The organism is Halopseudomonas oceani, from assembly GCF_002903165.1.
GTDB lineage: Bacteria > Pseudomonadota > Gammaproteobacteria > Pseudomonadales > Pseudomonadaceae > Halopseudomonas > Halopseudomonas oceani.
In genome coordinates this window covers 47061-69878 of record NZ_PPSK01000019.1, presented here as the reverse complement: position 1 = coordinate 69878, position 22818 = coordinate 47061, and the positions used below count along the sequence as shown (strand labels likewise).

18 protein-coding genes, 1 pseudogene and 1 riboswitch are annotated in these 22818 nt (G+C 61.9%); of the genes and pseudogenes, 14 read left to right on the top strand and 5 right to left on the bottom strand.

Annotation, left to right across the window (positions count from 1 at the left end):
• The first annotated feature begins 104 nt into the window (after window positions 1-104).
• Window positions 105-443, top strand: coding sequence for a histidine triad nucleotide-binding protein (locus C1949_RS16215; protein ID WP_104739502.1), 339 nt, complete (start codon window positions 105-107; stop codon window positions 441-443).
• Between the two features lie 25 nt (window positions 444-468).
• Window positions 469-1113 carry a 2-polyprenyl-3-methyl-6-methoxy-1,4-benzoquinone monooxygenase gene (coq7, locus tag C1949_RS16210; protein ID WP_104739501.1) on the top strand — a complete coding sequence of 215 codons (645 nt, stop codon included), beginning with the start codon at window positions 469-471 and terminating at the stop codon, window positions 1111-1113.
• Here coq7 and C1949_RS16205 read toward each other — a convergent pair.
• Together C1949_RS16205 and C1949_RS16200 are read right to left on the bottom strand one after the other, a co-directional pair.
• Entirely contained in the window at window positions 1101-1376 is a 276-nt protein-coding gene (locus tag C1949_RS16205) for a DUF1145 domain-containing protein (RefSeq protein WP_104739500.1), read from the bottom strand. The genes coq7 and C1949_RS16205 overlap by 13 nt on opposite strands.
• 143 nt (window positions 1377-1519) lie before the next feature.
• Window positions 1520-1942, bottom strand: coding sequence for an OsmC family protein (locus C1949_RS16200; protein WP_104739499.1), 423 nt, complete (start codon window positions 1940-1942; stop codon window positions 1520-1522).
• A 179-nt stretch (window positions 1943-2121) separates the two neighbouring features.
• On the opposite strand from C1949_RS16200, the gene crp reads away from it, so the two are divergent.
• From crp to C1949_RS16185, 3 genes are all read left to right on the top strand, one after another.
• A complete protein-coding gene (gene crp / locus C1949_RS16195; RefSeq protein WP_104739498.1) occupies window positions 2122-2766 on the top strand; it encodes a cAMP-activated global transcriptional regulator CRP in 645 nt (214 codons plus the stop codon).
• A 101-nt stretch (window positions 2767-2867) separates the two neighbouring features.
• Entirely contained in the window at window positions 2868-4220 is a 1353-nt protein-coding gene (locus tag C1949_RS16190; protein ID WP_104739497.1) for an adenosylmethionine--8-amino-7-oxononanoate transaminase, read from the top strand.
• A 4-nt stretch (window positions 4221-4224) separates the two neighbouring features.
• Window positions 4225-4947, top strand: coding sequence for a 16S rRNA (uracil(1498)-N(3))-methyltransferase (locus C1949_RS16185; protein ID WP_104739496.1), 723 nt, complete (start codon window positions 4225-4227; stop codon window positions 4945-4947).
• Window positions 4948-5219: 272 nt separating this feature from the next.
• Here the strand turns inward: C1949_RS16185 and C1949_RS16180 are convergent, their stop codons facing one another.
• Entirely contained in the window at window positions 5220-7406 is a 2187-nt protein-coding gene (locus tag C1949_RS16180) for an EAL domain-containing protein (RefSeq protein ID WP_170063097.1), read from the bottom strand.
• A 191-nt stretch (window positions 7407-7597) separates the two neighbouring features.
• Window positions 7598-7903, bottom strand: coding sequence for a hypothetical protein (locus C1949_RS16175; RefSeq protein WP_104739494.1), 306 nt, complete (start codon window positions 7901-7903; stop codon window positions 7598-7600).
• 202 nt (window positions 7904-8105) lie between these two features.
• Here C1949_RS16175 and C1949_RS16170 point away from each other — a divergent pair, with 202 nt between their 5' ends.
• The 9 genes and pseudogenes from C1949_RS16170 to C1949_RS16130 form a co-directional block, all read left to right on the top strand.
• Window positions 8106-8345: an exodeoxyribonuclease VII small subunit gene (locus C1949_RS16170; protein ID WP_104739493.1), complete on the top strand. Its 240-nt coding sequence runs from the start codon at window positions 8106-8108 to the stop codon at window positions 8343-8345.
• Complete coding sequence (locus C1949_RS16165; RefSeq protein ID WP_104739492.1) at window positions 8342-9229, top strand: polyprenyl synthetase family protein; 888 nt, start codon at window positions 8342-8344, stop codon at window positions 9227-9229. Before C1949_RS16170 ends, C1949_RS16165 begins: the two co-directional genes overlap by 4 nt.
• Window positions 9230-9323: 94 nt before the next feature.
• On the top strand, window positions 9324-11207 hold the full coding sequence (gene dxs / locus C1949_RS16160) for a 1-deoxy-D-xylulose-5-phosphate synthase (RefSeq protein WP_104739491.1): 1884 nt from the start codon (window positions 9324-9326) through the stop codon (window positions 11205-11207).
• A gap of 37 nt (window positions 11208-11244) precedes the next feature.
• Window positions 11245-11449, top strand: a riboswitch (cobalamin riboswitch).
• A gap of 128 nt (window positions 11450-11577) precedes the next feature.
• On the top strand, window positions 11578-13431 hold the full coding sequence (locus C1949_RS16155) for a TonB-dependent receptor domain-containing protein (RefSeq protein WP_104739490.1): 1854 nt from the start codon (window positions 11578-11580) through the stop codon (window positions 13429-13431).
• Between the two features lie 176 nt (window positions 13432-13607).
• Entirely contained in the window at window positions 13608-15047 is a 1440-nt protein-coding gene (locus C1949_RS16150) for a Wadjet anti-phage system protein JetA family protein (RefSeq protein WP_104739489.1), read from the top strand.
• Window positions 15040-15705, top strand: coding sequence for a DUF4194 domain-containing protein (locus C1949_RS16145; protein WP_104739488.1), 666 nt, complete (start codon window positions 15040-15042; stop codon window positions 15703-15705). The genes C1949_RS16150 and C1949_RS16145 overlap by 8 nt, the downstream gene beginning before the upstream one ends.
• Window positions 15705-19340 (top strand): ATP-binding protein, encoded by a 3636-nt coding sequence (locus C1949_RS16140; RefSeq protein WP_104739487.1) that lies wholly within the window; start codon window positions 15705-15707, stop codon window positions 19338-19340. The genes C1949_RS16145 and C1949_RS16140 overlap by 1 nt, the downstream gene beginning before the upstream one ends.
• A 147-nt stretch (window positions 19341-19487) precedes the next feature.
• Complete coding sequence (locus C1949_RS16135; RefSeq protein WP_104739486.1) at window positions 19488-21374, top strand: PAAR domain-containing protein; 1887 nt, start codon at window positions 19488-19490, stop codon at window positions 21372-21374.
• A pseudogene (locus C1949_RS16130) lies at window positions 21371-21976 on the top strand (DUF2931 family protein); the annotation flags it as partial. The gene C1949_RS16135 and the pseudogene C1949_RS16130, both read left to right, overlap by 4 nt.
• Here the strand turns inward: C1949_RS16130 and C1949_RS16125 are convergent.
• Window positions 21905-22792 carry an NYN domain-containing protein gene (locus C1949_RS16125; protein WP_308421314.1) on the bottom strand — a complete coding sequence of 296 codons (888 nt, stop codon included), beginning with the start codon at window positions 22790-22792 and terminating at the stop codon, window positions 21905-21907. The pseudogene C1949_RS16130 and the gene C1949_RS16125 overlap by 72 nt on opposite strands.
• Window positions 22793-22818 lie beyond the last annotated feature (26 nt).

Below are 22818 nucleotides of genomic sequence, written 5' to 3'. Positions count from 1 at the left end.
CGCGCCATGCTACGCACTTCCCGATAGTGCCAATCCGTTTGCCTGCGTTACACTGCCGATGATGCGGTCACCGACCGCGCCCTAAGCAAACCAAGGAGCGCAGCGTGGATTGTCTGTTCTGCAAGATCATCGACGGCAAGATTCCGTCCAAGAAGATATACGAAGATGATCAGGTCTTCGCCTTTCACGATATCAACCCGCAGGCGCCAGTGCACTTTCTGGTGATCCCGAAAAAGCACATCGCCACACTGGACGACGTCACCGAAGACGATCGCTCCGTTGTCGGTCACATGGTCTATACCGCACAGAAACTGGCGAAAGAGCTGGGCTGCGAAGCAGGATACCGTACCGTGTTCAACTGCAATGAACAGGGTGGCCAGACCGTATACCATATTCACCTGCATGTCCTTGGCAAACGCCAGATGACCTGGCCGCCGGGCTAAGCCGCAGAGGGCAGGAGGAGCCACCATGAGCACTCGACACTACAGTTTCATCGACCGCCTGCTGAACCAGGCCGACCAGTCACTGCGCACGCTGATTCCCGGTGCGGCCCAGGCTCAGCGTCCCTCACCTGCCCAGCACCTGGCCAATGTGCCGCTGGACGATGAGGAACGTCAGCACATCGCCGGACTGATGCGAATAAACCATACTGGCGAGGTGTGCGCACAGGCGCTTTATCAGGGTCAGGCGCTGACCGCCAAGCTGCCCGAAGTACGCGACAAGATGGAGCACGCTGCAGCTGAAGAGATTGACCACCTGGCCTGGTGCGAGCAGCGCCTCAAGGAGCTGGGCAGTCGCACCAGCGTGTTCAATCCGCTGTTCTACGGCATGTCGTTCGGCATTGGTGCAACCGCCGGACTGATCAGCGACCGCATCAGCCTGGGCTTCGTCGCAGCAACCGAACAGCTGGTCGAACGCCACCTGGACGATCACCTGACCCAGCTGCCGGAGGAAGACATCAAGTCACGCGCCATTCTGGAACAGATGCGCGAAGACGAGATCGAACATGGTCACCAGGCACTGGAAGCTGGTGGCGCGGTATTCCCAGAGCCGATCAAGCAGGCCATGGTGCTGCTCTCCAGGGTAATGACCAAGGCCACTTACAAGGCCTGATTCATTGCTTGCACGGTATCGGGGTGGCGCAGATGCAACACCCCGAACAACATGACCTGCACCAGATGCACGCCCAGCGCACCGGTTTTTTTCAGTTTGCCGAACGTCAGCAGACATTCCAGCACATGCACACCCAGCACGATCAACGCGATCATCTGCAGACGCTGTGGATTGGGTACCGGGACGAGACCAAACAGGCTGAGGATGACCGTCAGCCAAAAAACCAGCATCAACAATTTGCCTACCAACATGGACGCACGCATGAAAACTCCCTGCTTGTTGTTATAGAGGAGCCCGATGGTAACGCACCATGGTCAGCGTGAAAGGGCCCAGTTCGCCAACAGACTGGCCGTCGAGCGCCATAAAGGAAACGGGCGCGCAGACTGCAACGCCCGCAGACAGCAGATCAGTCGATTTCGACGATTTCGTAGTCGTGGGTCACTTCCACACCGGCGCGCCCCATCAGGATCGAAGCCGAGCAGTACTTCTCGGCAGACAGCTCGACCGCGCGCTTGACGTGCGCTTCCTTGAGGTTCTTGCCCGTTACCACGAAGTGCAGGTGGATCTTGGTGAAGACCTTGGGTTCAACGTCAGCGCGCTCGGCGGCCAGTTCGGTGTGCACATCCCGAATATCCTGACGGGCCTTCTTGAGGATGCTGACCACATCAAAGCTGGCACAGCCACCCAACCCCACCAGCACCGTTTCCATCGGGCGGATACCCATATTGCGCCCGCCTGCTTCCGGCGGGCCATCCATCACTACCGTGTGGCCGCTGCCAGACTCACCAAGAAACATGACCCCATCGACCCACTTGACCGTTGCTTTCATCACCCACTCCCGCCGGAAATTCGCTCAGAGGCCGCGAGAATACCACAGCCACCTGCGACAGATGTCCGCACTGGTCATACGGGTAAAAACTGGACATAATTCGTATCAGTCTCAAGCTGAGGCTGACACGGATGCGCCGCATCTTGGATACGCGCGACTACGGCCAGGACACGCTTTTAATGGTTTCAATCAACCTGACTCCTAAAATAAAAAACATCGATGCTTTTCTCGCCCACTGCCATCGCAGGCGTTTTGCTACACGTAGCACGCTGATCCATGCGGGCGACCAATCAGACAGTCTCTTCTATATCGTCAAGGGCTCGGTCACGATCCTGATCGAAGATGAGCACGGCCGCGAAATGATCATCGCCTACCTGAACCAGGGCGATTTTTTCGGCGAAATGGGGCTGTTCGATCTGTCACCCGCGCAGCACGACCGCAGCGCCTGGGTGCGCGCCAAAACCGGATGCGAAGTAGCGGAAGTCAGCTACAGCAAGTTCCGTGAACTGACCCAGCGTGATCCCGAACTGCTCTACGCCGTCGGCCGGCAAATGGCTGAGCGCTTGCGCAAAACCACGCGCAAGGTTGGTGATCTGGCGTTTCTCGACGTGACCGGGCGGGTTGCCGGCACCCTGCTTGAGTTGTGCAAGCAGCCTGACGCCATGACCCACCCCGATGGCATGCAGATCAAGATTACCCGCCAGGAAATCGGCCGCATCGTCGGCTGCTCCCGGGAAATGGTTGGCCGCGTGCTGAAAAGCCTTGAGGAACAGGGCCTGATCGACGTCAAAGGCAAGACTATGGTGGTGTTCGGCACCCGCTGAACCACCCCCGCGGCCGGTGGCGCACGTCCCCGGCCGCTCTCTGCAGCACCCACACCGCTCATGTACAATCGCTCACCTGGCCAATCCAACACGAGGTGAACATGGGCTTGAACAACGAGTGGATGCAACGCGACATTTCGGTGCTCTGGCATCCCTGCACCCAGATGAAAGACCACGAGCACATGCCGGTCATCCCGATTCAGCGGGGCGAAGGCATCTGGTTGCATGACTTCGAAGGCAACCGCTACATGGATGCCGTCAGTTCGTGGTGGGTCAACATCTTTGGCCACGCCAACCCCCATATCAACCAGCGCGTAAAGGACCAGCTCGACTCCCTTGAGCACGTGATTCTCGCCGGATTCAGCCATACCCCGGTGATCGAACTGTCCGAGCGTCTGGTGAAAATGACCCCTGCGCCGCTGACCCGCTGCTTCTATGCCGACAACGGTTCCTCCTGCATCGAAGTGGCGCTGAAAATGAGCTTCCATTACTGGCTCAACACCGGCAAGCCGCAGAAGAAGCGCTTCGTCACCCTGACCAATAGCTACCATGGCGAAACCCTGGCGGCCCTGGCGGTGGGTGACGTCGCGCTGTACAAGGAAACCTACCAGCCGCTGTTGATGGACGTGATCACCGTCCCCTCCCCCGACTGCTACTACCGAGAGGAAGGCGTTAGCTGGGAGGAACACAGCCGGCAGATGTTTGCGCACATGGAAAAGACCCTGGCCGAGCAGCACGAGGAGATTGCTGCGGTCATTGTCGAGCCACTGATCCAGTGCGCTGGCGGTATGCGCATGTACCACCCGGTGTACCTCAAGCTGCTGCGCGAAGCCTGCGACCGCTACGGTGTGCACCTGATTCACGATGAAATCGCAGTCGGCTTCGGCCGCACCGGCAGCCTGTTTGCCTGCGAGCAGGCCGATATTGCCCCGGACTTCCTCTGCCTCTCCAAGGCGCTGACCGGCGGCTATCTGCCAATGGCCGTTTGCATGACCAACGACACCATCTATCAGGCGTTCTACGACGACTACGAGAACATGCGCGCCTTCCTGCACTCGCACAGCTATACTGGCAACCCGCTGGCTTGCGCCGCAGCACTGGCAACCCTGGACCTGCTGGAACAGGGCAATGTGATCGAGGCCAACAAGGCGCTGTCGGCACACATGGCCAAGGCCACCGCCCACTTCGTCGACCATCCGCATGTAGCCGAAGTCCGCCAGACCGGCATGGTGCTGGCCATCGAGATGGTCAAGGACAAGGCGACCCGAGAGGCCTATCCGTGGCAGGAGCGCCGCGGCATCCGGGTCTATCAGCACGCACTGAAAAATCAGGCAATGCTGCGCCCACTCGGCAGCGTGGTGTACTTCATGCCGCCCTACGTGATCACGCCGGACCAGATCGACCACCTTGCCAGCGTTGCCTGGGAAGGTATCCAGCTGGCCACCCGGGACTGATCGCATGCGCGTATCCCGCTTTTATCTGGATCGCCCGCTGGCGGCGGGCGAGGTCTTTCTCGACGGCGACGTTGCCCACTACATCGGCCGGGTGCTGCGTCTGGCGCCCGGGGCACCGGTGCAAATCTTCAACGGCACCGGCCAGGAATGGCCGGGCGAAGTCAGCGCGGTCAGCAAACGCGAAGTGACCATAACCCTGCAGCAACCGGTGCCCGGCACGCCCGAGTCGCCGCTGCATACCCACCTCGGGCAGGCGTTATCCCGTGGCGAGCGCATGGACTGGGCCATTCAGAAGGCGGTCGAATTGGGCGTCAGCGAAATCACCCCGCTGTTTACCGAGCGCTGCGAGGTCAAGCTGCAGGGCGAGCGCGCCGACAAGCGCCAGGCTCATTGGCAGCAGATCGCCGTCAGCGCCTGCGAGCAGTGCGGCCGCAGCACAGTGCCGGTAATCCATCCGCCAATGGCACTGCAGGACTGGCTGTCCGGCCTGCAGGCCGAGGTGAAACTGGTCCTGCACCACCGCACCGAGCAGGACCTTACCAGCCTGCTGGCACCCCGCTCAGCCGCTCTGCTGATCGGCCCGGAGGGCGGCCTGAGCGCTGGCGAGATCGTGCAGGCTGAGCAAGCGGGGTTCCACGCTGCCCGTTTCGGCCCGCGGGTACTGCGCACCGAGACTGCCCCGGTGGTCGCGCTGACCATGCTGCAGCACCTCTGGGGAGACGTCTGAGCGGGCGCGGTGCGCCTGCCAGAACTCGCCGGCCAGCCCTTCCAGTCGCGGCACCAGCACCATCAATTCGACGGCATGCTCATCGTTTTCGGCCATCGCCTCAAGGTTGGTCACGCTGCCCAAGCGGATACGATACGCTGCAGACTGCGACTGATTTCGTCATTGACACTGCTTTGCTGCTCCACCGCCGCGGTAATCTGCACACTGGCCAGCGCCAGCCCGGCAAACAGGGATGCAACCTGCCCTGCAGTAGCGCGGCGCAGTGGTAAACATCAAGGAACAAGCAAGTCTTTCAGATCGTCGGCGCACATGGGGAAGCCCAGTTTGAAGCCCTGCCCCAGCGTGCACCCTTCCTGCAGCATCAAATCGACCTGACTCAAGTGTTCGATTCCCTCGGCAACGACCTCCAGCCCCAAGCTGTGGCTCAGCGCGATGATCGCTCTGCAGATGGTGAGTTGCCGGGTATTTTCGTGGGTCTCGTGCAAAAAGCTGCGATCCAGCTTGATGATGTGCAGCGGAAAACGATTGAGGTAGCCAAGCGAGCAGTAGCCGGTACCAAAGTCATCCAGCGCAATACGCACGCCCATCTCGGCGAGTTCACGCAGGCTGGCGAGCACCCGCGAATCGTGATCGATCAACAGACTTTCGGTAATTTCCAGCACCAGTCCGCTAGCGGCGTATCCAGTGGATTGCAAAATATCCCGTACACGTTGTACAAAATCCGCTTCCTGCAACTGCCGGCCAGACAGGTTAACCGAGCAGCGCAGCGGCCCGACCCCATCGAGCTGCCAGCTTTGCGCCTGGCGGCAGGCCTGCTCCAGTACCCAGTAGCCAACCCGCACAATTTCGCCTGATTCCTCCAGTACCGGGATAAAGGCGGCAGGCGAAACGGATTCGCCTTCATGGGACCAGCGCAACAGTACCTCGACCGCCACCGGTGGCTGATCTGGCGTACGCAGATCAAAGATCGGCTGATAGTGCAGGGTAAACTCGTCTCGCTGCAGCGCCTGCAGCACATTACTTTCCAGCCTCAAACGCTGCCGCGCCCGTTGCTGCATCGACTGGTCGAACCGCTCGAAGCGCGCCTTTCCCGACTCCTTTGCGCCGTAAAGTGCCAGGTCGGCGGCCTGCAAGGCGTCCTCCAGTCCCTGCCCCGGCAACAGCGGGGCAACACCGATACTGGCGCTGACCACCAGGCAACGCTCACCAAAACACAGCGGTTCACGCAGCGCCGAGAGCACCCGCGTTGCCACTGTCTCGGCATCCTCAGCGCACGCCAGATCATCCAGCAGCATGACAAACTCATCGCCGCCAAAACGGGCGAGCTGATCGCCAGGCCGCAGGCAGGTGCGCAGCCGCTCTGCCACCATCAGCAATACCCGATCACCGGCGGCGTGGCCGAGGCTGTCGTTAATCAGCTTGAAGCGGTCCAGGTCGATAAACAGCAAAGCCGCGTGACGCGCACCAGGGCGGTTCAGTTGGGCTGCGGTGCGCTGCAGCTGAATGTTGAGCTGGTGTCGATTGATCAGCCCGGTCAGCGGATCGTGCCGTGCAGCATGCTCCAGCTCACGCTGAAAGCGCTGGCGCTCGCTGATATCGGTCTGCGACCCGGCCAGTCGGCGACAGCCGGAGACATCCACCTCAACCACCCCCCGGGTCAATACCCAGAGATAGCTGCCGTCGCTGCGACGCATTCGATACTCGTGCCGAATCCAGGGCGAGCCACCTTTGAGGTGCTGCTGAATCGCCGCCTGCAACTCAGCCTGATCGTCCGGGTGCACGCGCTCAAACCAATGCATCGAACGCTGCCCGACCTGCGCCTGAGTCAACCCAAGCATGCTGGCCCAGCGCTCGGAGACGTACAGCTGATCATGCTGAAGATCCCAGTCCCAGATACCATCGTTGGCACCGCGCAGGGCATGGGCGTAACGGGCTTCGCTGGCTTCCAGGGCACGGTGCTCGGCGTCGATATAGGCATCAGCGGCCAGGCTCATGTCAAAAAAGACAATCTTCAGCAGACTGTCGAAATCCGCCAGCCTTGACTCCTGTTCCACACTGAGATCGTCGAACCAACTGCTGAGCATGCGACTCAGGTACATCCGATACGCGCCCAGATACCACTTGAGCTCAACCCCAACCTGTTCGTGTATGTGCCCGATGCGCACACGCTCTTCCAGATAGCGCTGATCAATCTCGCCACAGAACAGGCGGCTGTAGTAGCCCCGCTGGCTGTGCTTCAGGCGCTCGACCAAGCCGTCGCCGCGGAGAATCGCCTGCGTTTCCGGATACTGTTTCAAGCGCTCATAGAGCGCCTCAACAAATTCATGGCTGGTCCGTTCGCCAAAACTGGCAACCCGGCGTAAGCGCTCGCCATCTGCGTCGGTCCAATCGAGAAAATGCAGCCGCTGTTGCAGGCCGCAGGCATCAAGCCCCAGCTTGTCGAGTACCGGTTTAAGCACGGTTATCAAATCCATGACAGTGAATGGGCAACCCTCCAGACGGCAGCCGACTGTTGTTATGCGGGTTTGTCCAGGCAACAAAAAAGGCGCTGCAGCCCCAAGCTGAAAAAGCTCGGGCCTGCAGCGCCTTGTCTTTCAGGCCCTTGCGTCCTGACCGGCAAAGCCGTCTCTTTGTAAGGAAACACGCTACCCTAGAGCCCATCCTCTGACAAGCTTTGCAATAGCCCTTGTAAGCGATGGCGGAGCGCCGCCAACTGGCGCGAACGAAAGGCGTGACGCGTCTGCTCCAGCGTGGCAATGGCATCTTCCAGAACAAAGCGCACGCGGCTGCGCTCGCTCAGTTGGTCAGGGGCAAGCCAACGACATAGCGGCGCTTCACTGCAATCCTGCGGCTGGCAAATCAGCTCACAATCAAGCCCGGCCTGCTGAAGCGCCTTAATAATCGGATCGCGCTGCTGCGCCGGAGCAGCAACAACCACTTTGGATTCATCGGTCATGGCAGATCAGAAGAAGAAGTAAGAGTGATGTCAAATTGTAATCAACACCGCATTGAAAGACATTAACAGAGTCAAAAAAGCGACACATTTGCTGATCTGTATCAATGCTACCACCCCCCCTGCACCACGCCACACCAATTGACCCGCCCCTGCCCCTTGGGTAATGTTCAGCCGTTTGAATCACCGCCGGATGAGGTAACGCATGGCCCGGAAGAAAACTGCCGTAGATTTCGAGCAGTCGCTAGGCTCGCTGCAGGCACTGGTAGAACGCCTGGAAAGCGCAGACCTCAGTCTGGAAGAGTCACTCAGCGCCTTTGAGCAGGGCGTCGCCCTGACCCGCGAGTGCCAGCAAGCACTCGCGCAGGCTGAGCAGAAGGTCCAGCAGTTGATCGAAAATAATGGCGAGCTAGGCACCGAGCCTTTTGACGGCGCTGGCGAATGAGCGACTTTCAGCAGTACCTCGAATCCTGCCAGCAACGTATCAACGCCTTTTTGAGTAGCCAGCTGGATACCCCTCAGCCTCGCCTCGATCGCCTCTACAGCGCCATGCGCTACAGCGTCGTGATTGGCGGCAAACGGATGCGGCCGCTGCTGGCCTATGCGAGTTGCGAGGCCGCCGGCGGCAAGCCGGGGCAGGCAGATCACGCTGCCGGGGCCGTCGAGCTGATTCACGCCTACTCGCTGATACACGACGACTTGCCCGCCATGGACAACGACGACCTGCGCCGCGGTCAGCCCACCTGCCACCGTGCCTTCGATGAGGCCACCGCGATACTTGCCGGTGACGGCTTGCAGGCGCTGGCCTTTGAGCTGCTGGCATCTGCGCCGCTCTCGCAGGCAGAAACCCGCCTGCGCATGGTCCAACTGCTCGGCCACGCCGCCGGCCCGCAAGGTATGGTTGGCGGGCAGGCAATCGATCTGGGCGCGGTCGGCGAAAAACTGGATCAGGCCACGCTGGAATCCATGCATCGGCACAAAACCGGTGCCCTGATTCGCGCCAGCGTGCAATTGGGCGCGCTGGCCAGCGAGCGCATCAACCCCGCCCAACTGGCCGCCCTGGGCCGCTATGCCGACAGCGTCGGTTTGGCGTTTCAGGTGCAGGACGACATCCTCGATATCGAGAGCGACACCAGCGTGCTGGGCAAGCAGCAGGGCGCCGACCTGGCCCGTGACAAACCGACCTACCCGGCACTGCTCGGGCTGGACGGTGCCCATCGCCTGGCCGCTGAGCTGCGCGACCAGGCGCTCACCGCCGTCGCTGAGTTCGGTCCTGCGGCAGAGCGCTTGCGCCAGTTGGCTGACTACACCGTTCAGCGCCGCTTCTGAGATACCCCTGCGCGCAGTTGGGCTATTGCCCTGCATCGGTTAAACTGCGCCCTTGTTTTCCCGCCACCGACAGTGGCACCCAGAGCCTTGTTTGATGCCCAGCACTTTCCACGAAATCCCGCTCCATCGCCCCAGCACACCGCTGCTGGACTGTGTCGACGACACCGAGTCGCTGCGCGCGCTCGACGAAAGTCAGTTGCCAGAACTGGCCGATGAACTGCGCGCCTTTCTGCTCTGGAGTGTGGGCCAGACCGGCGGTCATTTTGGTGCTGGCCTCGGCGTCATTGAGCTGACCATTGCATTGCACTATGTCTACCACACGCCGGATGATCGCCTGCTGTGGGACGTAGGCCATCAGGCCTACCCGCACAAGATCCTCACCGGCCGCCGCGAACAGATGGCCAGCCTGCGCCAGAAAAACGGCCTCGCGGCCTTTCCGCGCCGCAGCGAAAGCCCCTACGACACCTTTGGCGTCGGCCACTCCAGCACCTCGATCAGCGCCGGCCTGGGCATGGCTATCGCTGCCGGGCTGCAGGGGCTGGACCGCCGCACCGTCGCAGTAATCGGCGATGGCGCGCTGACCGCAGGCATGGCTTTTGAAGCACTGAACCACGCCTCGGAAGTCGAGGCCAACATGCTGGTGGTGCTGAACGACAACGACATGTCGATCTCACGCAACGTCGGCGGCCTGTCCAACTACTTGGCCAAAATTCTCTCCAGCCGCACCTACTCGCACATGCGTGAAGGCAGCAAAAAGGTACTGGCGAAGATCCCGCCGGCCTGGGAGCTGGCACGCAAGACCGAAGAGCACGCCAAGGGCATGCTGGTGCCGGGCACCCTGTTCGAGGAACTGGGCTGGAACTATATCGGCCCGATCGATGGCCACGACCTGCCAACCCTGGTGCGCACCCTGAAGAACATGCGCGAGCTCAAGGGCCCGCAGTTCCTCCATGTAATCACCCAGAAGGGCAAGGGCTTCTCGCCCGCTGAGGCGGACCCGATCGGCTACCATGCGATCACCAAGCTGGAACCCAAGGCCCCGAGCAATGGCGTCAGCAAACCCAAGTTCTCCAACATCTTTGGCCAGTGGCTGTGCGACATGGCCGAGCAGGACGAGCGCCTGATCGGCATTACCCCGGCAATGAAGGAAGGCTCGGATCTGATCGCCTTCTCCGAACGTTTTCCCAAGCGCTACTTCGATGTTGCCATCGCCGAGCAGCACGCTGTCACCCTCGCAGCTGGCATGGCTTGCGAAGGTGCCAAGCCGGTGGTTGCCATCTACTCGACCTTCCTGCAGCGCGGCTACGATCAGCTGATCCACGACGTTGCGGTACAAAATCTGGATGTGCTGTTCGCCATCGACCGAGCCGGCCTGGTTGGCGAGGACGGCCCGACCCACGCCGGCAGCTTTGATCTGTCGTACCTGCGCTGCCTGCCGAACATGCTGATCATGGCACCGGCCGACGAGAACGAAACCCGTCAAATGCTGACCACCGGGTTCCTGCACGAAGGCCCGGCCGCCGTGCGTTATCCGCGTGGCACCGGCCCCGGCGTACCGATTGACCCGGCACTGGAACCGTTGCCAATCGGCAAGGGCGCGGTAACCCGCCGGGGTGAACAGGTCGCCATTTTGTGTTTCGGCACCCTGCACCAGCACGCCAGCAAGGCCGCCGAGGCGCTCAACGCGACCGTCGCCAACATGCGCTTCGTCAAACCGCTGGACACCCAGCTGATTGCGGAGCTAAGCGCCAGCCATGACCTGCTGGTCACCGTCGAAGAAAACGCAGTCATGGGCGGTGCCGGCAGCGCAGTCAACGAGTGGTTGCTGGCCGAAGGCATCAACCTGCCGGTGCTCAACCTCGGCCTGCCCGATCTCTATGTCGAGCACGCCAAGCCCGCTGAGATGCTCGCCGAGTGCGGGCTTGATGCAGCCGGCATCGAAAACGCAATCCGTACCCGTCTCAGCCGACTTGGCTGAGACTTGACCCGCCGGGCCGAAAGCCCTAGAGTCCGCCCCACTTCCAGTCGCCTGGGTGCCCGAGGCTGCTCTGCAGCCCGGGTGAAACGGGAAGTCGGTGCAAATCCGACACTGCCCCCGCAACGGTAAGGAATCGCAGGCCTGCCCTGCCAGTATCATCGACAACGCCACTGTGCTCAGCATGGGAAGGCGATGATGCTCTGATTCCGAGTCCGGAGACCGGCCCAGCGCGAGTACAGCCACGGCACTGCCGTGCCCGCTGTCTGCTGAGGTGTCGCGGAGGGCGTCACCGGTCAGCGTGCAGTCGCCGCGCCGTGGCCTGCCTCCTGACTTCCCGCCCTCCTCAAAAGCCGAACTTTTGAGGAAACCAATGAACAAGTCACTGCTGATCATCCCCGGCCTGTTGGCCTGCGCTGTTGCTCAGGCCAACGATGCTCTCAATCTGCCTGAAACCATCATCACTGCGTCCCGCCTTGAGCAACCACGCGAATCGGCGCTGGCAGCCAACACCGTCTTTGACCGGGACGACATCGAGCGCCTGCAGGCACGCAGCGTGCCGGAACTGCTTCGCCGCGTTCCGGGTGTTCAGCTAAACAGCAATGGCGGCGTGCTGTCGTACTTCGTTCGCGGCGGCAAAACTGACCAGACTCTGGTACTGGTAGACGGACAACGTATCGCCTCAGCAACCACGGGCGGCGCGCGGCTTGATTACCTGAACATCGACAATATCGAGCGCGTCGAAGTGGTACGCGGTCCACGCTCGGCGGTCTATGGCGCCGACGCCATCGGCGGCGTAATCCAGATATTCACCCGGCAGGGTCAAACAGGCCTGCAGCCAACCATTCGACTGGGAGTTGGTAGCAACCACACATTCGAGCGCAGCATTGATATCAGCGGCGGCAACGACAACAGCCGCTTCATCCTCGGCGCAACCCTGAATGAAACAGAAGGCTTTGACCTCACCGAGGATAACCTTGGCAACGACCGCGATGAGGACAGCCAGCGCACCAAGAGCTATTTCGCCCGCTTTGATCACTCCTTCAACGAGGACTGGAGCGCAGGTCTCAGCGTCAACGAACAGAATGGCAAAAGCGAGTTTGACGACGCCTACGAGTTCAACCCGGCCAACCCGGAAAACCAGTTCCGCGTACGCGGCTATGCTGCCTACCTGCAAGGCCAGCTGACCACCGGCTGGCGCAGCCGCCTGGAGCTGGGCAGCAGCGAAGACCGTAACAAAACCGTCGGCTCTCGCTTCAATGACGGCCAGATTAAAACCGAGCGCCACTCTGTCAGTTGGTTGAACTACATCGACCTGTCTGCTGACCAGCAGCTCAACGTAGGGGCTGACTGGCAACGCGACAAACTGGACTCTACCAACGCCTACACCAAGGACCGTCGCGAAAACATCGGCCTGTTCGCGCAGCACAGCTGGACTGGGGAACGCATCAGCACCGAGCTGGGCGTGCGCCACGACGACAATCAGCATTTTGGTGAGCACAACACCTGGAACGCCGCACTGGCCATCCCCAGCGGAGACAGCCAGCAATGGATTGTCAGCTATGCCACCGCCTTCCGTGCACCGACGTTCAACGACCTCTACGCGCCGCCGGGCTGGGGTGGCAACCCAGACCTGGACCCTGAACACTCTCGTACCTTCGAGCTGCAATGGCGTGGAGACTTGCTGAACAGCCAGTGGGAAGCCTCTCTTTATCGCACCGACATCAAGGATCTGATTGTCTGGGACTCCAGCACGTTCCAGATGAACAACGTCGACGAAGCGCGCATCAACGGCCTGGAGCTGGCCATGAGCACCGACGTCATGGGCTGGGCCTCGCGGACCGCCGCCAGCTTCATCGACCCGCGCGACCGCCAGACAGGCAAAACCCTGCAACTGCGTGCAAAACGCACACTGACCAGCGACCTGGATCGTCAGTTTGGTGACTTCGGCGTGGGCGCAACCTGGGCGCTATTCAGCGAGCGCTTTGCCGATGCTGCCAACAGCAGCACGCTGGCTGGTTACGGCACGCTCGACCTGCGCGCCAACTGGCAGGCGACCGCTTCAACCCGCCTGGATCTGAAGATCAACAATGTGCTCGACCGCGACTACCATCTTGGCACCTATCAGCGGGCCACCGGCCCTTGGCCCGCTCCATCTATCGACTACAGCTATAAGGAGCAAGGCCGCGCGGCACTGCTGAGCGTGACCTGGACCCCGCAGCTGTAAGCACCACCCACAGCCAGCGCCGTGCCAATAACCCCCGCCCCGTGCGGGGGTTGTTTTGGTTCCGGCATCCGATCCTCACCCGCATGAACTCCAGCACAGCCCGTCGCTCCAACTTGCCGCCCGGCCCTGCTGATCAGGCATAATGCGTCCTTGTCCGAACCGGAATTCGACGCCCTATGTTTTTTACCAACGAGCGACTGCAGTTCTTCCGCCCGCTCACCAGCAAATACCGCGAACAGATTGTCGAGTGCCTGCGCCTGCTGCACGAGCGGCTGTACAGCGCCCGGGCCGATTACGGCGAATCACTCAAGCGCGAACAAGTACTGGATATCTTCAGTGAAGCGCTGGAACGCGCGCCGCTGCTGGAAAGCGACGACGAAGACGCCAGCCGCTTCAAGAGCAACCGCGAGCAGGCCAGCTGGATTCTCACCAGCCTGATTGAAAACGGCTGGCTGGAACGTCAGGTGGATCAGGCCACCTTCCAATCAACCTACCCTTTCAGCCGCATGGGCCGGCTGTTTGCCCAGTCGCTGGCCGAGGCGCACGGGCACAACACCCGTACCCGCCACCGCAACACCCGCAACACCCTCAACGCGCTGTCGGCGTTTGCCGAGCACGGCGAGGTGTATGACCTGCTCGATGCCCACGAATACGCCGAGCGGATCATTGCCGACTTCACCGACATCATCGCGGAGCTGGAAGAGCGCAAGCGCCAGCTGGTACGCGAGGTCGAAGCGCAGCAACTGGTGCAGCAGGCCAGCGATCAGTTTTTCGACTTTATGGAGCGGCGCTTCCAGCCCGATCTGGCAGTGCGCCTGTCGGCCGACAGCGTCGAAAAACACCGCGAGCGCATTCAGGATGTGATCGCCCGTATTCGCCGCAAGCCACGCGAGTGGAAGGCCGAGGCCGAGCGCGAGCTGCGCCGCCTGGCGCCGGACCTTCTCGTTGACGAGCGCAGCTCGATTCTCTGGCAGTTGCTGGACGGCATCGAAGGCTGCCTGCGCAACGCCGCCGACATCATGCTGCCAGCCCTTCGCCGCACCCTGCAGAGCTTCACCCAGCGCGCCGATATCATCATCCGTCAGCTCAGCTACCTGCACAGCCAGAAGCACAGCGACATCGTCGGCCTGTGCCGCGAGCTGTCCGCCCTGCCCGCCGAAGAGCAGGCCAAACGTCTGAGCGCTGCAGGTGAAGAGATGGCGGTGGTCAATCTGGCGCTGGTCGATCCCGGCCAGGTGAAGCTGCGCGAACGCCGCGAGCGCCCGCCGGTGCACAGCCTGATGGAAACCCTCGACGCGCCGGAAGGCGACACCTTGCGCACGCTGGCAGTCAATCAGTTGCTCGACAAGGCCTTCAACGTCAACGCCAGTGGCCTGCGCACCTACCTGCGCGCCGCCCTCGGCAACGGCAGCCAGCTCAACACCCGCGACCTGCCGGTCAACAGCGCCAACGACCTGCTCGCGCTCAGCCATGTGATCGCGCTGGCCAGCGCCGAGCACGCCGCCAGCGGCCTGCGCGTGCGCATCGAGCCCAGCGGCGAGACCATCAGCAACGAAACCTATTTTGATCGCCGTGACGGCTTCATCATCGATCTGGAACATGACGAACATGCGTGACGCGCTGGACCACCACCTCAACGAACGCGGCCTGAGTGCCGAGGACTTTTCCGAGCTGATGATCCGCCTGCTCGACCGCGGCGTGCTCTGCCGCGACGAAAGCAACCGCGAGGCCGAGCTCTACGACCGCTACCTGCAGGCCGCCGAACTGGTCGAGGACTATCTCTCGGTGCTGCGCATCCGCGTGCTGCACGAGCCGCGCTTCAATCTGGTCCGGGTGTTCCCGCCGGGCGCGGAAGTGCCCGGCCTGGTCGACGCCGACAACAGCTTCGGCAGCGGCCTGCGCGAGCGCCTGAACCAGCAGGAAGTGGCGCTGATTCTGGTGCTGCGCGCCGAGTACGACAAGGCCCTGCGCGAAGGTCAGGTCGACGAGTTTGGTCAGGTCATGCTGTCGCTCGAAGCGCTCAACCTGAGCAGTCGCAACCTGCTCGGCCGTTCACTGCCGGAACAGCAGAGCGAGCGCCGCAACCTGCTGCGCCGCCTGCGCCAGCTGCGGCTGATCCGCAGCCCCAGCGATGCCGAACTGGACAGCGGCGAAGCCTGGCTGACCATCCGCCCGGGCATCATCAGCCTGGTGACCGACAGCGCGCTGGCCCAGCTCGCCAGCCCCGAGATTGAAAACAGCGAAGACCAGCCGTCCGCCGAGGAGAACAACTGATGTATCTGAAGCGTTCGATTACCGTCAACTGGGGCAACCTGCCGGTCGAAGAACTGGAATACGGCCCGGTCAACCTGTTCTCCGGCGGCAACGGCTCCGGCAAGACCACCGCAGCGGATGCCCTGCAGACGCTGATGACCGCCGCCCACGACAACCTGTTCAACTACAACCCGGGACAGGACGAAACCACCCAGCGTGGCCGTGGCGGCAAGCAGGTGCGCACCCTCGCCTCCTACGTGCTCGGCTGTGACGATGGCGCCTACGCCCGACCCTGGGACACCGACGGCTACATCGCCGGGGTGTTCCATCCGACCCGTGGCGAGACCGCCGAACCCTTTACCGCGGTGATCGGCGTACGCGCCCATCTCGACGCCGCCGGCAGCAGCCGGCAGGCACGGCAGGACGAACTGCTGCTGATGATCATCCCCGGCGAGATGCTGTCGCTGTCGCACTTTCTGCGCGAGCAGGATGACGGCCGCCACGTGATCGCCGTGACCGAGCTGCCGGGCCTGCTGCGCAAGCAGTTCAGCGCCCAGCAGATCGAAGTCTACGACCGCAAGAGCGCCTACCTGGCCCGCCTGTACGCCGCCCTGCGCGGCCGCCGCGATGCGCTGTCGACCCGCGAAGCGAAGAACGCCGCGCGCACCTTTGCCAACTTCATGGCCTACAAACCGGTTAAATCCATCGACCAGTTTGTCGCCGAGGAAGTGCTGGAGCCGCGCGAGTTTGGCGACACCATCAAGCGCATCCGCGAGCTGCTGCGCACCGTGCATGGCATGGAGCAGGAAGCGGCGCGCGTGCGTCAGGCGGTTGAGCTGCTGTCGCTGACCACCAGCCAGACCACGCAGTATCTGGACAGCTGGCTGGAGCGCACCGGGCTGGAGTACGCCGCCGCCGCGCAAGCCTGGCAGAACAACCAGCAGGGCTATCTGGCGGCCAAACAAGAACAGCAACAGCTCGCCAGTCAGCTCGAAGCGCTGCAGGAAGACCAGCGCCTGACCACCGAGCGCCTGGCCCAGGCCCACCACGAACTGGTGCAACTGGAAGCCCGCCGTCAGGGCATTCCGGCGCTGCAGAACAAGGACCAACTGGAGCAGCGCCAGCGCCAGCTGAGCGAGCAACTGCGCAGCGCCGTACCCGGCCTGCTGACCCAGGCCCATCAGCGCGACCGTAACCTGGTGGCGCTGCAATCCGCCGGTGCGCTGCTGGCCCAGCACAGCCTGAGTCAGGCCATTCCACAGCTGGCCAGCCGTGGCTGGCGCGAGGCCAGCGCCGCAGTGCTGGCCGCCGAGCGCGAGCCGGTTGCCGACCTCAATCAACTGCTGGCCCGCGACTGGATCGACCTGACCCCGCTGGACGCCGGTCTGGATGCCATTCGCAGTCAGCAGCGCGCACACAACCAGCTGGCTGAGCGCCTGCGCGAGCAGGACAGTGAAGGCGCCAGCCTGCTGCAGCGGGTCGACCGGCTGGTGCAGGAACGCACCAGCGCGCTGAACAATCTTGATCGCCAGGTCAGCCAGATTCGCCACCAGATCAGCACCCTGCAGAGCAGCCGTGTGACGTATCCGGCGTATGTCGAGGAAGCGCTGCTGGCGATCCGCAAACAATGCCCGCAGGCCGATCCGCGGGTACTCTGCGACCACGTCGAGGTACTCGACCCGGATTGGCAGATGGCGATCGAGGGCTACATCGGCGGCAGCCGCTACGCCATTCTGGTCGAGCCCGAATATGAAGCCGAAGCGATCCGCATCGTACGCCAGATGAACAGCCGCGAGCGCAACCGCGCGCGGGTGATTCAGGGCAGCAAGGCCAAGCAGGACGCCGAACGCATCAGCCTGCCGAACGACTCGATCCTGCAGGTCATGCGCTTCAGCCATCGCGTCGCCGAATACTACCTGCAGGCGTCATACGCCACCGTGGCCCGGGTTGCCGACGCCGGTGCCCTGCGCCAAACCCGCCGCGGCATCACCCGCGACGGTATGGGCTCGGGCAACTACGCGCTGTTTCGCTGCGACATCGACGACAGCCAGCTGGTATTCGGCGCCGCCGCCCGCGAACGCAACCTGCGCGCGCAGGAGCAGCGCCTGCACGATCTGGATCTGCAGCAGCATCAACTGCGCCGCGAACTGGAAGCCCTGCGCGAACTGGCCCGTCAATTAGGTCAGATCGCGCCGCTCGACTACGCCGCCCGCGCCAGCGAGCTGCTCGACAGCCAGCGCCAGCTGCGCGAAGTCGAACAGCAACTGGAAGCGCTTGACCTAGGCGCGCACCACGATCTGGAATCCGAACAACAGCGCGTGACCCTGCGCCACCGCGAGCTGGAACTGCACGGCAAGGAGCTGGACGTGCAACTTGGCCGTCTGCAGGAGAAGCAGGTCAGCATCGGCCAACGCATTACCCACTTCGCCGACCAGAGCGATGCCCTGCTCGACGCCCGCGACAAGGCCGAGCAGTATCTTCTGGATGCTGCCGCCCAAGTGCCGGGGCTCGACCCGCAGGCGCGGCTGGAGCAGCTCGACACCATGCTCGAACAGCGTGGCGGCCAGTTCGACTTCATTGCCGACGCCCAGGCGCTGACCAGCAGCCTGCACCGTCAGGTTGCCGACCTGCAGCGCGCCATCGAGCACTACAACGAGCAGGCCCAGCCCGCCGATCAGGTACTCGCCGACACCCCGGCGGAACTGCACAGCCTGGCCTTCTTCCGCCATGTCGGCGCGCTGCATCAACAGCTCGACAACCTGCACAACCGCCTGCGCAACAACGTGTTGCTGGCCAAGCAGGAACAGCTCGCGAGCCTGCGCGACAGCTTCAACACGACCTTCGTCAGCGACCTTTGCCACGAGATTCATCAGGCCATCAACGACGGCCGTCGAACGCTCGAGCAACTGAACAAGGAGCTGGAGCACCACCGCTTCGGTGCCGACCGCGAGCGCTTCCAGTTCGACTGGGACTGGCTGCCCGAGTACAAGGCCTACTGGGATTTCTTCCGCGAACTGATCCAGATGCCGAACCTGGGCGACGGCACCAGCCTGTTCGACGACGCCCTGTCCGAGCGTTCGGCCGCGGTGCGCGATCAGCTGCTGGCGTTGCTGCTTGATGGCGACGAACAGCAGGCTCTGCGCGAACTGGAGCGCATCAGCGACTACCGTCGCTACCGCCGCTACGACATCCTCAAGCACCCGGAAGGCAAGTCGCCGATCCGACTGAGCGAATACGGCACCGGCTCCGGTGGTCAGCTGGAAACCCCGGCTTACATCATCCGCGCCGCCGCCGTGACCAGCGCCTTCCGCTTCAACGAGGGCGACAGCCACCTGCGTATGGTGATCGTCGACGAAGCCTTCATGCACATGGATGAAATCCGTTCGCGTGAAGTTATCGCCTACCTGACCGAAACCCTCGGCCTGCAGCTGATCTTCATCATGCCGACCAGCAAGGCTGGCCCCTTCCTGGAGCTGGTGAGCAACCAGTTTGTGTTCAGCAAGGTGCCCAGCAGCCAACCGGTCGGCGAGCTGAACACCCGCGTGCTGCTCGACCGCCAGCAGCTCAACCGCGAACGCGTGGCCGAGCTGTGGGCCCAGCATCGCCGGGTGATTCGTCAGCAGGGTGCGCTGGAGTTTATGGAAGACGTGATCTGACCGGTGCAATGCGTTGCCGGCCACCCCGGCAACGCATTGCACCGGCAGATGCCAAGCACCGCACATTCCCCCCAATAGTCGATTGTCCAACCCGCCACCGCCCCCGCAGGATCAGCGCAGGAACACCTGCAGCCAAAGGGAAATGGCATGTCCGGCAAACCCGCCGCCCGACTCGGCGACCCCACACAATGCCCGCAGACCGGCCACGGTAGCCAGCGCCTGATCAGCGGCGCCGCTGACGTACTGATCAACGGCAAGCCCGCTGCCCGTCAGGGTGACATCACCCAGTGCGGCAGCCCGCTCAGCAGCCAGTTGATCAGCAACGTGCTCATCAACGGCCGCCCCACCGCCGTGCTCGGTAGCGTTGGCGCCCACGGCGACTCCATCACCGCCGGCTCCCCGACCGTTCTTATTGGCAATCAACCCGGCAGCGCCGATAGCCGCGCGGCTCAAGCCATGATCATCACCGGCCTGGTGCGCGCCCTGCGGGCGCTTTTTGACGTTCCAGTGCAGCACGGCGCCAGCAACGCCGTGCCGCTGGAGCGCGAGGAAGAAGAGGAGGAAGAAGAAACCGAACTGCCGCAGAAGCAACGCATCACCCTGCGCGTCGGCATGTTCTTCGACGGCACCCTCAACAACCTGCCCAATGCTTCGCTCACCGCCCAATGCCGCCGCGAAGACCTCGCCCAACTCGGCCCCGACGGTCTGGAGGCCGTCACCCGCTTCTGCCAGTCCCACGGTTATAACGACAGCAACGGTGACGTTTTTTTTGATCAACGCCCGGATAACAGTTACGGGAATGAGTTGAGTAATGTGGCGTTGTTGTTTCGGTTGTACCGCGACGACTCGCGGCAGCAGTTACAAGCTAATGCCAAGCAAGCCGCAGTGAAGGTTTACATTGAAGGTGCTGGCAGCAAAGCAGGCGAGGAAGACGCCACCATGGGCATGGCATTTGGGCAAGGCGAGACAGGGGTTGTTGAGCGGGTTGAGCAGAGTCCTGAACGGATAGTTGAGAGCCTACAGGTGCTGGCTACTAACAACCCGTCCATATGTGTTGAGAAAATCGAGTTCGATATCTTCGGCTTCAGTCGCGGCGCCGCCGCGGCTCGACACTTCGCAAATGAGGTGCTGAAAGCCAATCACGGCATACTCACAAACAACCTTGATACCAAGAGCCCTGTGTTTGCTGGCGGCTTTTCCATTGAGGAGTGCATCAGCATAAACTTTATCGGCCTGTTCGATACTGTCGCGGCCATCGGCGACCCAGCTCAAGGACACCTCAGCGTCGGTGACGACTATAATCCAGGCGTGAATCTATACCTGCCACCCGACTGCGCCCGCAAGGTGGTGCATCTCACCGCAGCCGATGAACACCGCCATAACTTCAGCCTGAACCGAGTAGACGAAGCCCATGAGGAACTGGTGCTACCCGGCGTCCATTCCAACCTCGGTGGCGGCTATCCAACGCTGTCCTACGAGCGCTTGGTGATCGGCAGACCGGTCTTCTTTCTCAGCAATCACTACCCATTGGACGGCCCGGCGCGCCAGCAACTGATTCGCTCCCGGGCCTGGCGGGTCAGGCAGCAGGAGGAAGAGCGCTTCCGGACACGTGGACTACCGGGCGACGGGCACTTTGAGCGACATGAAGAAGTGGTTGGTAGCCGCCCGAACGCCAAAGTGCTGCTGACTCTGTCGATTATCCGCAGCGTCCGGGGTGAGCTGTCTCGTGTATCCCTCAAGGTCATGCATGCCAAGGCGTCAAGCTCTGGCGTGCCGCTCAATCAGATAAACGCCACGGATAAGCGCTTCGCTATTCCGTCAGACCTTGGTCCAATCGCAGATAAGGTATTTTCCGCGTGCATGGCCGGACACAACCCGAACCTAAGCGACGAGGAAAAGCGCTTCCTGCATAGCCGCTATATCCACAGCTCGGCCAACTGGGTGCCGGTAAAAGGCTTTATGGCCAACAAACCGCGCCATGATTTTATCCGCGCCATCTACCCAGATAAACCACAGACAGGGTACCCAGTATGATTGTGCGCACTCTGATCATACTCACAGCGCTAGTCCTTGGCGGTTGCCAGCACAGCAAACCAATTGAAGTATTTCCGCCCAAGCCGGATCTACCGTACCGCGCCTGGTACATAGGCTTGGGAGCTCCCGACTATATGGAGGCCTGGGTAGAGCAGGTAGACCTAACGGATGTGAATGACTTGATGTACGAAGATGTGTTTGGCGGAATCGCCTCCACAAGAACACCTCCGGACAACAAAGGCGACCCACGCGGCTGGCCAGAGCGCCCTGGCCCCGGTTCAAGCTTTCCAATGTCCGGAATAGACTTGCCCGAAAAGATCACTGTACGCTGGCAATCACTCGCAGAACCAGAAGCCTATCGGGCATCCATCGACATACCGCAGTGGGTCCGAGATGAAATGCGCGCTGAAAGGCGGGTCTTCTGCCGGTACGACAACGATTATGTGTATCAATATCGAAAGTTCATCGCCATCGGCGTCGCGCCCGGCGGCATCGCGAAATTCTGGCTTTTGGGCACTTGCCTGGAGCCACTAGAAATAGGACGAGTGGAAGGCGAAATCAACCCCGTCGGCCCCTACAACGGTGAATCCAACGGCGAGTTCTACCGCCCACCCAGCCCCAACGCCCAGCACTATATCGACACCCACGGCATACCATTCGGGAGCTGGTAACCGCTGGGGGCAGCCCTTCTTGCCCGGGCGCTGGTCCTTGACCAGCAGCAGGTTGTTTTCCCGTCGCAGGGTGAACAGGCCAATACCTTCCACTAGCCCACTGAACTTGCTGTAGCCATAGTTGCGCGGGTCAAATTCCGGCATCTGCTTGGCCAGCTGGCTGCCAACCGGGCCGAGGTTGGCCCAGCCATCATCGTCGGAGGCCGCTTCGATTGCCTGACGCAACAGAGTGCAGAGCTTGGCGTCCTGTCGCAGCTCCTGAGCAGAGCGACGCTGAATAACCGTTTCGGCGTTCTCCGGATGCTGGGTAAAGATTTCGGTGTAGATAAAGCGGTCGCAGGCGGCAACAAAAGGCTTGGGTGTTTTCTGCTCACCAAAGCCATACACCACCTTGCCCGACTCACGCAGGCGCGCGGCCAGACGGGTGAAATCACTGTCGCTGGAAACAATGCAGAAGCCGCCAAGGTCCGCCGAGTACAGCAGGTCTATGGCATCGATGATCATCGCGCTGTCGGTCGCGTTCTTGCCGGAGGTGTAGGCAAACTGCTGGATCGGCTGAATCGAGTGTTCCAGCAGCGACGCTTTCCACTTGCCCAGACTCGGCGTAGTCCAGTCGCCATAAATACGCTTTACGCTCGCCACACCCAACTTGGCCACCTCGGCCAGCAGCCCTTCAACAATCGCCGGATTGGCGTTGTCGGCATCAATCAACACGGCCAACCGTGTTGGCTCCATCTGTGCTGCCATAGCCTAACTCTCCTGTACAGGTAGCG

Excerpts from the sequence above, each read along its gene's own strand:
- crp (WP_104739498.1), top strand. The coding sequence starts at position 2,122 with ATGGTTTCAATCAACCTGACTCCTAAAATAAAAAACATCGATGCTTTT.
- C1949_RS16135 (WP_104739486.1), top strand. The coding sequence starts at position 19,488 with ATGTCCGGCAAACCCGCCGCCCGACTCGGCGACCCCACACAATGCCCG.
- dxs (WP_104739491.1), top strand. The coding sequence starts at position 9,324 with ATGCCCAGCACTTTCCACGAAATCCCGCTCCATCGCCCCAGCACACCG.
- C1949_RS16125 (WP_308421314.1), bottom strand. The coding sequence starts at position 22,792 with ATGGCAGCACAGATGGAGCCAACACGGTTGGCCGTGTTGATTGATGCC.
- C1949_RS16200 (WP_104739499.1), bottom strand. The coding sequence starts at position 1,942 with ATGAAAGCAACGGTCAAGTGGGTCGATGGGGTCATGTTTCTTGGTGAG.
- C1949_RS16190 (WP_104739497.1), top strand. The coding sequence starts at position 2,868 with ATGGGCTTGAACAACGAGTGGATGCAACGCGACATTTCGGTGCTCTGG.
- C1949_RS16150 (WP_104739489.1), top strand. The coding sequence starts at position 13,608 with ATGTTTTTTACCAACGAGCGACTGCAGTTCTTCCGCCCGCTCACCAGC.
- C1949_RS16165 (WP_104739492.1), top strand. The coding sequence starts at position 8,342 with ATGAGCGACTTTCAGCAGTACCTCGAATCCTGCCAGCAACGTATCAAC.
- C1949_RS16140 (WP_104739487.1), top strand. The coding sequence starts at position 15,705 with ATGTATCTGAAGCGTTCGATTACCGTCAACTGGGGCAACCTGCCGGTC.
- C1949_RS16170 (WP_104739493.1), top strand. The coding sequence starts at position 8,106 with ATGGCCCGGAAGAAAACTGCCGTAGATTTCGAGCAGTCGCTAGGCTCG.
- coq7 (WP_104739501.1), top strand. The coding sequence starts at position 469 with ATGAGCACTCGACACTACAGTTTCATCGACCGCCTGCTGAACCAGGCC.
- C1949_RS16205 (WP_104739500.1), bottom strand. The coding sequence starts at position 1,376 with ATGCGTGCGTCCATGTTGGTAGGCAAATTGTTGATGCTGGTTTTTTGG.
- C1949_RS16145 (WP_104739488.1), top strand. The coding sequence starts at position 15,040 with ATGCGTGACGCGCTGGACCACCACCTCAACGAACGCGGCCTGAGTGCC.
- C1949_RS16155 (WP_104739490.1), top strand. The coding sequence starts at position 11,578 with ATGAACAAGTCACTGCTGATCATCCCCGGCCTGTTGGCCTGCGCTGTT.
- C1949_RS16185 (WP_104739496.1), top strand. The coding sequence starts at position 4,225 with ATGCGCGTATCCCGCTTTTATCTGGATCGCCCGCTGGCGGCGGGCGAG.
- C1949_RS16175 (WP_104739494.1), bottom strand. The coding sequence starts at position 7,903 with ATGACCGATGAATCCAAAGTGGTTGTTGCTGCTCCGGCGCAGCAGCGC.